This window comes from Salinimicrobium sp. TIG7-5_MAKvit (genome assembly GCF_049569215.1).
Taxonomy (GTDB): Bacteria; Bacteroidota; Bacteroidia; order Flavobacteriales; family Flavobacteriaceae; genus Salinimicrobium; species Salinimicrobium profundisediminis.
The window spans coordinates 1,583,145-1,599,255 of record NZ_CP145903.1 but is presented as its reverse complement, the minus strand read 5'-3'; the positions used below and the strand labels follow the sequence as shown (position 1 = coordinate 1,599,255).

Sequence of the window (16,111 nt, the reverse complement as noted above, 5' to 3'; positions counted from 1 at the left end):
TTTTTGGCAATACTGAAAGTCATAACGGCTCAAATTGTGCCAGTCGTATCGGTTCGTTTTGTGCCACTTTGAAAGATCAAGTAATATCTTGTTGCAAAACTGTAATAAGATATGGCCAACACCCTTGATCCGATGGACTTAAAACAAATTATTACCTTGAGCCTGGATGGTTTTAGCAATCGTAAGATAGCTACCACTCTAGGCATCTCCCGCAACACGGTCAACAGCTATATGAAATTTTTCACGGCCAGTGACTATTCATTTAAAGAACTACTTTCCTTTGACAATGCACGTCTGAGTGCGCTTTTTCCTTCACATACTACTATTGATAATGAGCGGCATGATGAACTGATGCTATATTTTGAGGGGGTCAATAAGGCCCGGAATCATCCTGGGTTTACTTTTCTGTACCATTATCAGGAATATGCGCAGCAGGCTTCCCAGCCGTACAGCTATACGCAGTTTATGGAGCATTATCGGCGTAAATATGCCAAGGTCAAAGGTTCCATGAAACTCGAACATGAAGCCGGTAATGAAATGTACATTGACTATGCGGGTAAAAAATTACATGTCGTTAATAAAGAAACCGGAGAAGTCATTCCTGTAGAGGTATTTATAGCAATTCTTCCCAACAGCCAGTATACTTACGTAGAGGCTAGCTTAAGCCAAAAACGGGAGGATCTTATTACTTCTTGTGGTAATGCATTACAGTTTTATGGAGGTGTTCCAAAAGCCATAGTCTCAGACAACTTAAAATCTGCAGTGACCAGAGCCAGCAAATATGAGCCGGAGATCAATCGGAGCTTTAAAGATTTTGCTCGCCATTATAACTGTGTGATCAATCCCACCCGCAGTTATGCACCGCAGGATAAAGCTCTGGTGGAGAATGCAGTGCATCTTGTTTATCAGCGTATTTACTATCCCCTGCGGGAGATGACCTTCTTCTCTTTACAGGATCTAAACCGGGAGATAAAGCGCTTACTTGTTGGCTATAATAATCTACTGTTCCAGCGAAAGGAAGCCAGCCGTAGAGAACTGTTTCAATCAGTAGAACGTGAGTACTTAAAACCCCTGCCAACATCTGCCTATGAAATCAAAGACTATAAACGGGCAAAGGTGCAAAAGATGGGATATGTATACTTCTCTCCAGATAAAAGCTACTACAGTGTTCCCTACCGCTACATCGGTAAAAAGACCCTGATCCATTATACCAAAACTGTGGTCGAGGTTTATTACAATCACGTTCGAATAGCCCTGCATCATCGAAATCCAAGTAAAGGAAGCTACAATACAAATACAGATCATTTAAGTAGCACCCATAAAGGTTATACCTCCTGGAGTCCTGAATACTTTAAAAACAAAGCCGCTCCTCACGGAGCTCACGTAGTGAATTGTGTAGAAAAGATACTTGCTGACAGTGAGTATCCTGAAACAGGCTATAAGCGGGTGATGGGCCTTATCCAGCTCCATAAGTCTTACGGTTCTAAAAGACTTGATAATGCTTGTAAAAGAGCTTTACAGGCAGATGCGACTTCTTATATGCGTATCAAGAATATCCTAAAGAACAACCTTGACCAAAGCTCTCTTTTTTATCAGGATCTTGAAGAAGATAAAACTCATATCCCATCCCATCAAAACATCAGAGGTGCCGCTGCTTATCAATAAATCATTTTAATCCAGAAATATGAATAACAATCAGACTATTGAAAAATTAAAACAAATGCGACTGGGGGCTATGGCTCAGCTACACCTTCAGCATGTAAAGAACAACCAATTAAACGATATCACTGCCGATGAATATCTGGCACTACTCACAGACCATGAGTGGGAGGATCGCCAGAACCGGAAGATAGATCGTCTTTTTAAACAGGCAAACTTTAGGCAGAAAGCAAGTCTTGCTGAAGTGAACTATTCTTCCAATCGTAACCTCGACAAGAACATGTTTGTTCGTCTGGGATCCCTGGATTTTATAGCTAAAAAGGAAAACCTTATACTGACCGGTGCCTCCGGAGTAGGCAAAAGTTATTTAGCACAGGCCTTAGGTCATCAGGCCTGCATGATGGAATATAAAACCATCTACTCAAACACTGCCCGTCTATTTAAGAAGTTAAAACTCAGTAAAATTGATGGAACCTATCTCAAAGAATTAAATAAACTACTTAAAGCAGATCTGCTCATCCTTGATGATTTTGGACTTCAAGCCTTCGACAATCATGCAAGAGAGACCTTAATGGATATAATCGATGACCGATACAATAAAACATCTACCATATTATCCTCTCAAATACCGGTATCTGCATGGTACGATATTATAGGGGAAGGAACTATTGCTGATGCAATCCTGGACAGGATAGTAAACTCCTCACATAGGATAGATCTCAAAGGAGAATCATTAAGAAAAGGAGTTCTGAAAAACGAGTAACATTAATTTTTTATATAATTGCATGATCTTTTAAAGTGGCACTGTTTGAACCGAAATCAGTGGCACGGTCCTTCCGAAATAGCCACCTGTTACTATAAAATAGTGCAACTGCCCACCATCTCCGGTAATTTTAATAAAATCCTGGTTCCATGGAATATTGAGACTCTACGTAATGATCACGGAAAATCTTTTATTGGCACTATAAAAAAATATGACGGCTTTACTTGCATCCCAGGGCATAAAAATTTCCAACAGGAATGTCATGGATTTTACAACACTTATGCTCCATTGCCTTATAATCCTAAGAAAGGAACTATAGATTTTTCACTTCGTTTTATGAAACACATTTTTGGGGGGCAAGTAGAACTCGGGCTTGATTATTTGCAGCTGTTATACTCTAATCCCACACAGGTGTTACCTATTCTATGTTTAGTATCAAAAGAAAGGGTTACCGGTAAGACGACCTTTCTAAAATGGCTAAAAGCAATGTTTGAAAACAACCTGACTTATTTAACCAATGACAATTTCAGTAGCCAGTTCAATGTGGATTGGGCAAACAAACTTCTTATTTGCATTGATGAAGTACTGTTTAACAAAGAAGAGCTTACAGAAAGGATCAAATATTTAAGTACCACCAATTTTAATAAACTGGAGGCCAAGGGCAAGGATAAACGTGAGGTAGAATTCTTCGGGAAATTTATCCTTTGTAGTAATAATGAAGATGGTTTTATAAAGATCGACAGTGAAGAAACCCGCTTCTGGGTTCTAAAAATACCTTCTCTTAAGAATGAAGAAACTGATTTCCTTGAGCATCTTGTGAATGAAATTCCTGCATTTCTGTATTTTCTAGAAAATCGGGAGTTAGCCACTACTCATCGGACCCGTATGTGGTTCACACCGGAACAGATTAGTACCGTTGCTTTAAAAAACCTCATGCAAAACACCCGAAATCTTGTGGAGAAAGAACTAGTAAGTATGCTTCTCAACGTGATGGATACTTTTGATTTGGATGAAGTAAATATGTGTCCTCTGGACGCTTTACAGGTTTTAAACAGAACACGTGTAAAGACCGACCTCACCCGATTGCGGCAGATCCTAAAGAAAGACTGGAAATTAAATAACCAGGACAATTCTCTTAGCTATCAAAAGATGGTGATCTGGAATGAAGGAGGGTTGGGATTGACGGATGCTAAAGGACGTTATTACACCATCACAAAATCCTTCCTGCTAAAGAACTTCACAGAAGGCCTTAAAAATGATGAAATGATGAAGTCTGATGATTCCTGTGAGGCTAGTATGTGAAGGATTTCCGGATAGTAATTTCCGAAAGACAGATATTTAAAAAAATCAGCAGAAGAAAAAAGATATCTAGTATTTCTTTCTTTTTAGCTGAAATGATGAATAATAAGTATTTAAACGAGTAAAACCAATGGTTCCCGGCTTCATCATTTTCTCATCGTTTGCTCATCGAATAAAAATGATGAGAAATAATAGGTTCAATAGAAGTACTTGTTTTAGAAGTAAATAAAAAAAAGAAATGGAAACATCCTTGAGCTGGGAAAGAGCCCGTAATGTTTGCATCGTAAAAACGCTTGCAAAATTAGGGCACTTTCCCACCAGAAAATCGGAGAAAGAAGCTTGGTTTCTGAGTCCCCTGCGGTCAGAAACCCAAGCATCTTTCAGCGTCTCTTTGAGTAAGAACCTGTGGTATGACTTCGGTATGGGAAAAGGAGGTTCTGTTATTGATCTGATCATGGTTTTAAATAACTGCTCGGCCTATGAGGCCGTAATGTCCATTGAGGATAGTACCCAATTTTTTTTTAGCCCGGAAGATTTTCCGAAGAAAAACAATCCACACCACATAAGAGAGGTAAAGCCTATTTCTCATCCGGCTCTTGTTCAATACCTGCACTCAAGAAAGATTCCTCTGGATCTGGCACAAAACTACTGTAGGGAAGTATGGCATAGCATGAACAGTAAAACCTATTTCTCCCTCGGGTTACAAAATGATGCCGACGGGTGGGAACTGCGCAATAAGTATTTCAAATGTTCCACCTCTCCCAAAACAATCTCCTCTTTTAAAAAAGGATTTTCAAGGCTTCTTATTCTGGAGGGGATGTTCGACTTCCTTTCCTTGAATGTGCTGGATAAGGAACTTTTCTGCAGCTCAGATATCATAGTGCTGAATTCCCTCAGCAATATCAGAAGTATTGAAAATGTAATTGCATCCTATGCTGAAGTTATGCTTTTACTGGATAACGATCCGGCCGGAAGAACAGCTGCCGAGGAGTTACTAACCCTGTTTTCCAATACCACAGATGGCAGTGATCTCTATAAAGATTTTAAGGACCTTAATAGTATGCTGAGCTATGAGAGAAAAGAATCTTGATGAGAAGCCACCTGTTGTAATTGATTTATCCGGATTGGATCCCACTGTCAACAATCTTCCAATCGACCACATAGATACTTCTTTAGAGGAACATTCATCTATTGATTCGGATTCCAATTCAAGATGTGTGCCTGTGGGCACAAAAATGATTGCTCCCGGTGGTCGCAATAAAAAAGAGATGTTTAAGGCAAAAAGGCAATTCGTAAAATTTAGATGTTCCGTCTATGAGAAGAAGCTGCTGTACATCAAAGCCAAAAGGAGCAGGCTTAGCGTCAGTGAATTTTGCAGAAGGGCCGTATTTGACCTGGAGATTAAAGAACGGCTTTCAGATGATCATATTGAAGGGTTAAAAACCCTCAATAAGTTTCACAACAACTTCAAGTCGATCGGTAATATGTTCCGGAAGAAGGATCCACGCCTTAGCACAGCAGTATATGCCCTAGCAGAGGAGATTAAACAACAACTTCAAAAATTTCAGAAATGATCGGGAAAGGAAAAGCGATCTCCCATATCCTACGGCTGGAACCAGGAGAAAGATGCAAAAGTGGTATACCGGCAACACCTGGTGGGAGAAACCCCCCAAGAGATAGCCCGGGAATTTAGGTTTGTACAGGAGCAGAACCCCAACTGCAAAAAGAACACCCTGTCTTTTGTACTGAGTCCTACTGTGAATGACGGAAAAGCCCTGGCAAGAAAAGAACTGGACAAGATATGTAGCAACTTTATGGAGAAGATGAACCTGGGAGAGCGGCAGGCAATAGCCTTTGTACACCGGGACAAGCAACACCTGCATATTCACCTCTACGTGAACCGCATTGACTTTAACGGGAATGCTTATAAAGACAGCTTTATCGGGAAGAGGAGCCAACAGGCAGCAGAAAAAGTAGCAGAGTATTACAACTTAACAACCGTTAGACAGCTTCAGGTTGAGAAGGAAATCAATTTGAAAGATATTAGAGCAGAGATCAAGCGACGACACGATATCACCATGAAAAACTTCAAACCCCGGAGCTTTGATCAATATATAAAGGCAATGGAAACAAACGGTGTAAAAGTTATTCCCTGCATCAACAAAGCTAACAAGTTACAGGGCTTTCGGTTTGAATTTGATGGTTATAACCTCAAAGGAAGTGAAATCCACAGATCAATGAGTGGAGGAAATATTGGGAAATCCATGGTCTCCCAAGTAGGAATTAAAACGTTTTTAAAAGAGCATGAACAGCTGAAAATGGCAGGAAAAGCAGTCCAACTGTCTGATCGGTTGGCTGTCAGCATTACTAAACATGTAATTAAGAGAATAATAAGCCAAGGGTTAGAATACTAAAAATCAGAAGATCATGACCAAATTAGAAGAACTATCAGAATTGTTAATTTCAGAAATTAAAGATTTTGAAGAGGCAGTAAAAAAGCTGGAGGAGATTCGGAAAAGTAAAATTCAACTGGATCTGCAAAATTTGAAGAAATTATTGACGGAGCATAAACAGGGTATAGAACAGAGTACTATTCAGAATAAAAAATATCTTGTAATTTCAGAAACAATGAATAAAGATATCAGGAGCTATTTTAGAAAAGGGATAATTTTGGTGGCGGTCGGTTTTGTAATCAACCTTTGCTCCTGTGTTATAATTTTATACTTTTTGTTGAATTAATAAATCGGCTTCCTTAGAATTGAGTTGATACCAATTGCATTAAATAAAATAAGCGGGATATGGAATCAAAAGTCTTTACAAGAGAAGAATTGTACAACCTTGTTTCTAGGTCATTAAAAGAAATTACTGAAGAATACCTTGTCTCTTACCACAGTTTTAAAAAAATATGTAAAAGTCATCAAATTCCCTTACCACCTCAAGGTCATTGGTCAAAGAAAAGATTTGGAAAAGAATCTCCACCAATCCTCTTACCAAATTCCGACAAATCCGATTCAATTAGCCTTTACAAAAGAAAAGAAGGCAATAAAAGAGACTTAGGAACTTTAAGTTACTTTGTTAAAAGAAAATTGGAAATTGAGAATGATCCTAAGGTGAATTTAGAGGTTCCCAAAAAACTTCCAAGAAAGTTAGACCCTATAGTATCTGCAACGAAATCCTTCCTGCCAGTTGATCATCCAAAGGAAAATGGGATTTGGGATTTCACAAAAAGATACAGTTACGGAAAAATTTCTGTTTCTGCCTCTGAAAAGATTTTTTCAAGATCTCTAAGAATTATCCACACCCTGGTTGAAGCCATTAAAGCCAGGGGACACACCTTTTCCTTCATCTATCACCGATCATATATTGTAATTAATGGTATAGAACTAGTACTACGCTTCAGGGAAAAACAAAAACGCATTCAAATCATTGAAGAAAGTGGATGGAAAAGCAGCAAACTTGAGCCATTAGGTCTAATAACCTTAATTACTGGAGAGTATTCTGCCCGAAAAGAATGGAATGAATCAGAAAATCTTCCTATAGAAAGAAAACTGTCACAGATAATAACCTATCTAGAAATTGCTGCTGAGGAGAAATTTCGACTTAAAACTATAAATGATAAAATACTAAAAGAAAGACGGGTTCAAGAAAAGCTAGAACAAGAAAGAGCTGAAATTCGGGAAGCAGAAGTAAACAAATTAAAAGATCTTATTGCTCAGTCCAGGCAATGGTATGAAGCGCAAAAGCTAAGGGAGTATTTAAATTATTTGTCCAAGGTTTCCTCAATGAAAAGTGAATCACAACCAGAGATTGAAGATCTTATTCAATTCGGATTAGATAAAGCAGACTGGTTGGATCCAACGTTGAATAAAAAGGATGACATTCTAGAAGGTGTCAATCCTAATGATTTTTTTTGACCCGTTAGAATTCGAAATAGCCTTATCATCACTATTCCTGAGTTTCAACATAAACTTTGCAGTTTGTAAAAAAACCTAACTTTCGAGATTCTTCCTTTGAGAAAGTAGAGTGGGATGTGGATATGAATATTTTTACTGATTTATTTCGGAAATCAATAGGTGAAATTAATCCTAGACTTACAGAAGACAAAATAGATCGTATTTATCAGGAGGTTAGCGTTAAATTGTTACGGTATTATCACATTAGGAATAGAAAAGGCTCAAATTATTTAAACGAAATGTCATCGCTATTTCGCTAACTTTGAATTTCTTTGCCAATTCTTTAATTAACTCATGATCTGTAGAACTTCTATTTTCCCACTCTCCTATTTGCTTTTGAATCAATTGTTCTGGCATTAGTAAAGCCGCAGCAAACTGATTAGCTTGCATTTCTCTTTTATATTCTTTAGAGTTAGGACTTCCTTTACGGAACATGTATTTAGTATTGTCCACAAAAAGCCCTTCTTCTTTGTCTTCACAATGTAAAACAAAATGACCTACTTCGTGGGCCAGCGTGAACCGTTGTCTCACAAGTGATTCTGTGGAGTTGTAGCCGATTTTGTAATTTCCTTTATCAATTACTAAAACACCAGAAACATCTTCTCCTAAATCATAAGGACTTAATTTAATCCCTAACTTCTTGATTAAAGACTTAATGTTTATAGGAGCATTTAAATGATCATGTTCTTTCAATAATTGAAAAGCCTTTTTCTCAATTTCTTCTACTCTCATGTTGTTTGTTTGGTGAGTGAAAATAAATAAACTTTAGAAATCATTAATGAAGGAAGTAATTTTTGATAAAGATTCCTTCTTAATGTCATTGTTCTTAGACACTCTTCTAATTTCTTTTGCAATGTCAGATTGATTGTGATTGTCGTAAAATTCTTTAGAAGAATTAGGATAAAAATCCACTGGACCACAGTCCAAAACTTGGCTAAGTTCCCAAAGTAAATGTACGGGCGGATACTGCCTTCCATTTTCAATATTAACAATTGAGGTTCTGCTCATACCTGCCTTATTGGCCAATTCCGTTTGAGTCAATCCTTGTTCTTTCCTTCTTGATTTAATAGCGGAACCAATCAACTCGTAAAAACTTTCTTTATTGATTACGTTCATATCGTTTTACAGTTATCGCTTTTAATAGCTTTATTAAGGGTAGTATAAATAGTATTAAAAATAATTTTATAAATGACGGCGGAAACAATTCATTGTATTTTACTTCAAAGTGTATACCATAAAGTACTAAGTAGGGATCTTGTATATTTTAAAGATAGTGCAAATGTATCTAATAAACAAGTAACAGTCAAATTTATGTTGGTTATACTTGACATTAAATTTTTTTAAAAAAAATTAATCAAAAAGATTGATGTAGTAGATATTTTTATATATTTGTGTCGTCTGTAGTTCTGAAACCTACAGAATATAAACATAAATTAAAAGAGTAGAGTATAAGATCAGATAATATAAAAAATAAAAGCCCAGTCCGAGACCGAGCCTTTAGATTTTCAATGTTTAAATATGTAAACATTTTGTGTGTAGCAATACAAATATACATATTTCTTCAATACGATTTCTGAATTCTCTGTTAAACTGTTCAGCTAGTACTATTTCTGTTGTTCTAATTAGTCAGCATTAGTGCTTTTATTACCCAATATCAATCTAAGTCCGCTTTGGGAGGACATACAGTAAAGAACATCAAAATCATACAATTAAACTCCAAAAAAAACTAAAATGGAGAAAGAAGTCATTAATTTGAAGAAATGCTATAGTAGTGGTGTAAAGCCAGAAATAGCATATGAATATGAGTTTTATGTTAACACAGAGAAGCATAGAACTAGGCAGCAAGTATTAACCGGACAAGAACTTCATGAAATGGTAGGAACTAATCCTGAGACACATTTCATAAGAATGATCGTTCATGACGGCAAAAAACTTGTAGGGCCCAAAGTAGAAGTCAATTTAACTGAATGCGGTATTGAACGCTTCATTATACTACCTTATGAGCAAGAGACAATTGATATTCATGATTGTTTTTGCCAAGGAGTAAATCCAATAATTACCTTTAAGTATCTTATTAAGATCAACAAGGATAAATATACGGTAGAGAAAGAAGTAATCACCGGTAGAGAAATTATTCTTTTAGCCGGCAAATCCCCAGATAATAATGGTGTAAGAATGTTTACAAAATCTGGGAAAAAGATGGTAGGGCTAGATGAATCAATTGACTTGACGGAAGGAGGTGTTGAAAGATTTGTTTTAGTACCATTGGATTGTACAGAGGGTTTTGCTACGGCAGAACCCTTTAAACAACTCACTTCTGATGATATATCCTTTATTAAATCATATTCCGAACAGGTAGAATTTATAATGAATGGTAATACTTGTTGGGTAGTGTTTAGACAATTCAAGGTGCCAAAAGGCTACAATGTGGAGATGGCTGATATGGCAATAATGATTCCAAATAACTATCCTTTGGGCAGATTAGACATGTTTTACTTTAATCCTGCCCTTTCCAGAAAAGATGCTAAAAACATAGGGGCTTTGACTAGTACTACCTTAGAAGGTAAAAACTATCAGCGATGGTCAAGACATAGAACATCTTCTAACCCCTGGAACCCTGAGATAGATAATCTGGAATCTCAGGTAATGCTTGCTACCAGTTGTTTAGAATCTGAATTTAAAAAGCGATAGTTATGTTTAGATTTAGAATGACAGAGAAACAGCATTCTAAGCTTAAGTCCCATCTTCATAATGGAGATGGGCTTGAAGCTGTAGCATTCGGCTTGTGTGGTACATTGAGCCACAATGGTGACGATTTTTTTATGCTTAATCAGGTATTTCTACTCCCATACGAGAAATGTGAAAGGGCAGCAAACTATGTCAACTGGAAATTTTCAGATATTGAGAATCTTGTAGATCAGGCTAAGCGCCAAAATTTATCCCTGGTGAAATTTCATTCTCATCCCAGGGAAAATTCTGGTTTCTCCGCACTTGACGATGACTCTGATAAGCGTTTTTTTGAATCAGTATATAGTTGGTTGGATAACGATTTAATTCATAGTAGTGTGATTATGTATTCTGATGGTACCTTCAAAGGAAGGGTTATTGAATCTGACTTAAAGTTTCAGCCTCTTGATTCACTCTCTATTATTGGAAGTAATTTATGTAAATCTACTTATTTTCCCAGTTCTGTCGGCAATGAATATTTGGGTGCGATGGACAGAAATGAACAAGCCTTTGGCAAGGCAACAATTAACAGGCTGAAGCAGATGAAAGTGGCCGTTATAGGTTGCTCTGGAACGGGAAGCCCTACCATAGAGCAACTTGTAAGATTAGGGGTTGGAGAGTTAGTTTTAGTTGATCCGGACGTTGGAGATGTCGTAAATTTGAACCGTATTCTGGGATTGAACTTAACAGATGCTAAAGCTAACAAGCCAAAGGTAAGCGTAATTAAAGCGCATATAGACGAAATTGGTTTAGGAACACGGGTTACTGCATTAAACTCATATTTACAAAGTAGTAAAGAAGTGGTTGAAGAGGTAGCTTCCTGTGATTTTGCCTTTGGTTGTACTGATTCTGCTGAAGGAAGACACGCTATGAACCTAATTGGTCATTATTATCTTGTACCGTTCATTGATATCGGAGTTAAACTTAGCGCCGACGGAAGTGGAGGGATTGACTCAATAGCTGGAAATATCCATTACGTTTACCCGGGTTCAAAATCCTTGCTTGAAAGAAAGGTGATTTCACCGGCCAGAATGGAAGAGGAAGAGCTTAAAAGGATTTCTCCTGAAGAGTATAAAAACAGGCAAGCGTATTTTGAAAATGCCAACGTAACCAGTCCAGCTGTCATTAGTGTCAATATGATGCATTCATCTTTAGCTGTCCTAGACATGTTAGATAGAATTCATCCATATAGATTTAGTGTTCCTAGCCAATACGAAGTAACCCGTGTAGATATTACAGACTGGGCTATTGAGGAAGAGGAAGTTGGTCTTACCGAATCAAGATTTTTTCCTGAATCTAGCCTAGGATTTGGTGTTCACGGATATATTCAGCTTTATGATTAGATGGTTGTTGAAATGGTCGCGAAAGTTTAGTGTTTTTTTCCATAAGCTATGTTATCCTAATAAAATAGCATTTATTCTTGTGAATGAAGCTCCTTCTGATATTAGCTCAAGAAGAGTTTATTTAGAAGGTGCAGACATGGAAGATCTTTGGTTTGCCTATTTGAAATGTCCGTGTGGATGTAAAGACACTATAATGCTTAATCTGATACCGGATACAAAACCATGTTGGACATATTTGCACGACAAGCTAGGAAATCAATCCTTAACTCCTTCTGTAAATCGAAAATTCCAATGCAAAAGTCATTTTTGGATTAAGAACAATAGGATTGTCATAGTCTAATGAGAAAGCATGTTATAGGAGCATTCTACCTGCTGTGCTGCCTTAAATTTCTAGAGGGATACTCTTCCCTCTAGGAATTTAGCTTTTATATTAATTTAGTTCATAAATTTCAAAGCAGCGTTTCAACTGCCTCATCCAAAACAGAACTATCAAGCTCTTTCAAATAAGCTTGAGTAACAGCCATATTCTGATGGCCTAAAGATTCGCTGATGATATCCGTTGCCACTCCTCTTTGCTTCATACAATTTGCAAAACTGTGCCGGGCTACGTAACTGCTCAAAGTTTTATTAATCCCACAGATTTCAGCAATTTCCTTCAACTGAAGATTATATCGTTGAAGTACTTTATGTTTTCTGTTGGCAATCTGGGAGGGGGAAAGGTTATCGTGTAAGAGAATTGGAAAGACATACTTTGTATCTCGCTTCTGTTCTCTGTAAAAATTCAGTATATCTCGTACTGGAGGAACAATTTTTATGATGAAGGTTCCTTTGGTTTTTGATCTAGTATAATATATTTTATCATCATCAATTTGCTTCCACTCGAGTTTCATCATGTCAGCAAAGTTCATTCCTCTGGTATAAAAGCTAAACACAAAGAAATTACGGCTGTTGGTCAACCAGGGATATTTCTCAAGGTCAAGTGAAACTATCTTCTTCACTTGTTCCATGTTTAATGCTTTTTTTGAACCCTTACCTTTTAACTTTGAAATCTTGTAGGTTTTATATGGATAAAACTTTTCTTTGACCAGGCCGCGTTCGATAGCACAATTATAAAGTGCTCGTAATGCACGCATAGGAACTCCTATACCACCATCGGTACCGCCTCTTGATCGCATGTATACTTCATACTTGTTAAGAAAAGCTGGAGTAATGTTCTTGAAGGTTAGATTTTTAGATCCATGAAACTTTAGGATTGATTTAGAGGCCTCCCGATTTATTCTGGCATTTCCCATTCTTCCAGCCAGTGTCATTTCTTCAATAATTTCATTCCAGAATGTAAATACGTTACTCTGGATAGGGTTGGAAATCTCTCGATAATTTTTCTCAAAATCCTCTAAAGTGAAATCGTCGCTTTCAATTTTTAATTCTCCAAGAATTTGTAGCGCCCGATCCTGAAATTTAATTAGGAGCCTATTGTTTTGAAGGTAATTATTGTTCCGTTTAGAAAACTTTCCTGTTGCGGAATTCCACTCATCTTCGGTGGCATTAAAAATGGTTTTGAAGTATTTTGTTTTGCGGTCTTTTGTCACCCTGAGGCAGACTGGAAACTCTCCTGTTGAAAGCATCTTTTTTCGTAAAACTATCCTGACGTTTATCATATCATTCTAAAAAACGGGTACAACATAGGTACAACAAATTGCCTTTTAAAGGTAGTTTAAATGAAAATAGGTGCAAAGGAAAAAATCATAAAATGCTTATAATCAGAACAAAAGAAAATAAAAGCAACCACAAGAAAAGCAAATTCAACTTCTCATAATCAGGTGGTCCCTGGTTCGAGCCCAGGTGGGACCACAGAAGTAAACCGCAATTGCTTGATATTATGGTAGTTGCGGTTTTTCATATGGTAACTGTGTCACTTTTTGTGTCGCTTTTTCTGGTGTTATTCTTTAATGAATTAATTATCTCTACTCTATTTATGACTACACAGACCATATCCTATCACCTCTTTACTTTCTCCACGATTTCAAATAAATAAAATATTATATGACATGGATTGTCGTCACCTCTATTTATTCTTGTATTGAGGTTTAACTTAATATGAGATCCCGAATGATTTTAAATTAAGAGCAGTAAATATTGCGAATAGAAGATCCAGGAAAAAGAACAAGATTCCCTAAAGGATTTGGAAAAAACTACCTCAAGCTTGAAGAAAATATTTAGGTTTACGAATCTTTCATTTTACTATTGACCTTTAATATTTTTTTAAACCTACCAACCATATGAAACCAAACATTTTTGACATTGCAACCAAGGAACTACATCAGGACGCTTTCATCACTTGGCTGTTACAGTATTCAGACAAACAATATGAAATTGTAGATCCACTTCTTAATAAATGTGGACGGGAATTTATAACTAAACTTATCCAAACTAAAATTCCTGATTTTGAGGAAGAGATTAATACTGTGGTCGCCGACCGGCAATGGGATAATATTGATGTTAGAGCCAAAATCAATAATAAATATTTAATTATTATTGAAGACAAAACGGTCTCTTCATTTCATTCCAACCAATTAGAACGATATCAAAAATCTGCCACTATCTGGTGTGTGGAAAATGATTACTTAGAGCCTATTTGTATCTATCTTAAGACGGGTAATGACTCTAAGCGAAATCTGAAAAAAGTTATGGATAAAGGTTATACTGTTTTTCAGAGACAGGATTTTCTAGCGATCTTGACAAAGTATCAGAAGTGCAGCAATGATATATTTATTGACTTTTATAACCGTTTAAAACGACTCGAAAAAATAAATAATCAATTTGAACAAAAGGAAATTGGGGACTGGGATGGAAATGATTGGCAGGGATTTTTTCAGTTTCTTGAGCGAGAAATTCATCTGGTTAATTGGCATTACGTCAATAATCCTGCGGGTGGCTTTTGGAATGCCATTGTGAATTGGAAGCAATGGGGAAACTACCCTGCCTATGTGCAGATTGAAGAAGGCAAACTGTGCTTTAAAGTTTCCACTCATCCTGAAGACATTGAATTTTCTTCAGAAAGAAAAAGAAGTGCTGTAAGAAATGACCTGCATCAACTTATTATGAAGCAAGCCGAAAAAGAAAACCTAGTGGAAATCGAAACGCCGAGAAAATTCGGAAATGGAAATTATATGACAGTTGCTATTGTAAAAAGACATAACTGGCTAGGAAAAAAAGAAAGTACAATTGATCCTAAAGATGTTGTCAATAATATAAAGAAATATAGGAAATTTTTAGATCGAGTTATTCAGACGTCTCCTAAAGAATACGAAAAGACGGAGACAACGGGCGAAATAGCACAAGGTCACCAAGTTATTCACTAAGGATGTCTCTTATCCAACATTCTCAGATACGAAAGCTAATGCTGAGTATGAGAGGATTAAATTGGACATCAAAATAATATATCATATAAATGAATACAAATCTTTCCCACGCGGACATAAAGGAATTAAAAGAAGCGAAGCAAATTCTGGAGAATCCCGGATTAGCAGCAGTAATCATGAATTACTTTGGTAAACCTCTTGAAAAAGGATTTGAACGGTTACCCGAAGATGTAAATTCTAAAATAGGAAAAATAACCCAAGCTGCTTTGCTAAAAGCTGCTGAAGGAGCTATTTTCACAATGAAAAAGGAACCAGGTACTCAATCATGGAACAAATTGCACAAATTGGGTGCTTTTGCATCAGGGGGTGTTGGAGGATTTTTTGGTTTAGTAGCTCTTCCTATAGAACTGCCAATTTCTACGGGCATCATCCTGAGGTCTATTGCCGAAACTGCGCGCGCTCAAGGAGAATCGATTTCAGACCAAGAAACAAAATTAGCTTGTCTTACAGTATTAGCTTTAGGTGGACCAAGCAAAGAAGATAATGCCACTGAGAGCGGGTATTATACTGTCAGGACTGTCTTAGCACAATCGGTATCCGCCGCATCAAAACATATGCTTACAAAAGGTTTAGCTGAAGATGGGGCTCCAGTTTTGATCAAATTATTGACAAACATAGCTCAAAGATTCAGTATTCAAGTTTCAGAGAAAGTAGCCGCTCAGGCCATTCCTCTTGTCGGGGCAGCAGGTGGAGCCTTGATTAACACCTTGTTTATGGATCATTTTCAAGACATGGCCAAAGGTCATTTTATTGTTCGAAAATTGGAAAGAAAATACGGTTCAGAGGTAATTCAACGGGAATACGAACAGATTTAAAATCTAAAATTCAGGCAATTAATAAAAGCAGTACTTTGTACTGCTTTTGCCTCGTTCAATCGATACTTTTTGGTTCATGATGATTGTATAGCCACATAAGAACTAATAAATTTCTTTTATTAGTTCTTTA

General features: G+C 36.9%; 16 protein-coding genes. 13 read left to right on the top strand and 3 right to left on the bottom strand.

Annotation, left to right across the window (positions count from 1 at the left end; genetic code table 11):
- Positions 1-111 precede the first annotated feature (111 nt).
- The 8 genes from istA to V5739_RS07190 all read left to right on the top strand — a co-directional run bounded on the left by istA (position 112) and on the right by V5739_RS07190 (position 7,635).
- Positions 112-1,665 carry an IS21 family transposase gene (gene istA, locus V5739_RS07225; protein WP_423818527.1) on the top strand — a complete coding sequence of 518 codons (1,554 nt, stop codon included), beginning with the start codon at positions 112-114 and terminating at the stop codon, positions 1,663-1,665.
- 19 nt (positions 1,666-1,684) lie between these two features.
- A complete protein-coding gene (istB, locus tag V5739_RS07220) occupies positions 1,685-2,422 on the top strand; it encodes an IS21-like element helper ATPase IstB (protein WP_345597689.1) in 738 nt (245 codons plus the stop codon).
- A 45-nt stretch (positions 2,423-2,467) separates the two neighbouring features.
- Positions 2,468-3,724 carry a primase-helicase family protein gene (locus V5739_RS07215; RefSeq protein WP_423820207.1) on the top strand — a complete coding sequence of 419 codons (1,257 nt, stop codon included), beginning with the start codon at positions 2,468-2,470 and terminating at the stop codon, positions 3,722-3,724.
- Positions 3,725-3,959: 235 nt separating this feature from the next.
- The gene (locus V5739_RS07210) at positions 3,960-4,811 is read left to right on the top strand and encodes a toprim domain-containing protein (protein WP_423820206.1); all 852 of its coding nucleotides are present in this window, start codon (positions 3,960-3,962) and stop codon (positions 4,809-4,811) included.
- A complete protein-coding gene (gene mbpA / locus V5739_RS07205; RefSeq protein WP_423820205.1) occupies positions 4,792-5,295 on the top strand; it encodes a mobilization protein MbpA in 504 nt (167 codons plus the stop codon). Before V5739_RS07210 ends, mbpA begins: the two co-directional genes overlap by 20 nt.
- Positions 5,296-5,355: 60 nt before the next feature.
- Positions 5,356-6,135: a relaxase/mobilization nuclease domain-containing protein gene (locus V5739_RS07200; protein ID WP_423820204.1), complete on the top strand. Its 780-nt coding sequence runs from the start codon at positions 5,356-5,358 to the stop codon at positions 6,133-6,135.
- 13 nt (positions 6,136-6,148) lie between these two features.
- Positions 6,149-6,460, top strand: a complete 312-nt coding sequence (locus tag V5739_RS07195) for a DUF6730 family protein (RefSeq protein WP_423820203.1) — start codon at positions 6,149-6,151, stop codon at positions 6,458-6,460.
- Positions 6,461-6,519: 59 nt separating this feature from the next.
- Positions 6,520-7,635, top strand: coding sequence for a hypothetical protein (locus V5739_RS07190; RefSeq protein WP_423820202.1), 1,116 nt, complete (start codon positions 6,520-6,522; stop codon positions 7,633-7,635).
- A gap of 243 nt (positions 7,636-7,878) precedes the next feature.
- On the opposite strand, the gene V5739_RS07185 is transcribed toward V5739_RS07190, so the two are convergent.
- The gene (locus V5739_RS07185) at positions 7,879-8,406 is read right to left on the bottom strand and encodes an ImmA/IrrE family metallo-endopeptidase (protein ID WP_423820201.1); all 528 of its coding nucleotides are present in this window, start codon (positions 8,404-8,406) and stop codon (positions 7,879-7,881) included.
- Between the two features lie 33 nt (positions 8,407-8,439).
- Positions 8,440-8,790: a helix-turn-helix domain-containing protein gene (locus tag V5739_RS07180; RefSeq protein ID WP_423820200.1), complete on the bottom strand. Its 351-nt coding sequence runs from the start codon at positions 8,788-8,790 to the stop codon at positions 8,440-8,442.
- Between the two features lie 615 nt (positions 8,791-9,405).
- Here V5739_RS07180 and V5739_RS07175 point away from each other — a divergent pair.
- Genes V5739_RS07175 through V5739_RS07165 form a run of 3 tightly spaced genes read left to right on the top strand, consistent with a single transcriptional unit; the run spans position 9,406 to position 12,084 of the window.
- The gene (locus V5739_RS07175) at positions 9,406-10,365 is read left to right on the top strand and encodes a multiubiquitin domain-containing protein (RefSeq protein WP_423820199.1); all 960 of its coding nucleotides are present in this window, start codon (positions 9,406-9,408) and stop codon (positions 10,363-10,365) included.
- Between the two features lie 2 nt (positions 10,366-10,367).
- Positions 10,368-11,744 (top strand): HesA/MoeB/ThiF family protein, encoded by a 1,377-nt coding sequence (locus tag V5739_RS07170; RefSeq protein WP_423820198.1) that lies wholly within the window; start codon positions 10,368-10,370, stop codon positions 11,742-11,744.
- Complete coding sequence (locus tag V5739_RS07165) at positions 11,737-12,084, top strand: DUF6527 family protein (RefSeq protein ID WP_423820197.1); 348 nt, start codon at positions 11,737-11,739, stop codon at positions 12,082-12,084. The genes V5739_RS07170 and V5739_RS07165 overlap by 8 nt, the downstream gene beginning before the upstream one ends.
- A gap of 109 nt (positions 12,085-12,193) precedes the next feature.
- On the opposite strand, the gene V5739_RS07160 is transcribed toward V5739_RS07165, so the two are convergent.
- Positions 12,194-13,402: a site-specific integrase gene (locus V5739_RS07160; RefSeq protein ID WP_423820196.1), complete on the bottom strand. Its 1,209-nt coding sequence runs from the start codon at positions 13,400-13,402 to the stop codon at positions 12,194-12,196.
- Positions 13,403-14,023: 621 nt separating this feature from the next.
- Here V5739_RS07160 and V5739_RS07155 point away from each other — a divergent pair.
- Complete coding sequence (locus V5739_RS07155) at positions 14,024-15,106, top strand: PD-(D/E)XK nuclease family protein (RefSeq protein ID WP_423820195.1); 1,083 nt, start codon at positions 14,024-14,026, stop codon at positions 15,104-15,106.
- An 89-nt stretch (positions 15,107-15,195) separates the two neighbouring features.
- Positions 15,196-15,981 carry an EcsC family protein gene (locus tag V5739_RS07150; RefSeq protein ID WP_423820194.1) on the top strand — a complete coding sequence of 262 codons (786 nt, stop codon included), beginning with the start codon at positions 15,196-15,198 and terminating at the stop codon, positions 15,979-15,981.
- Positions 15,982-16,111 lie beyond the last annotated feature (130 nt).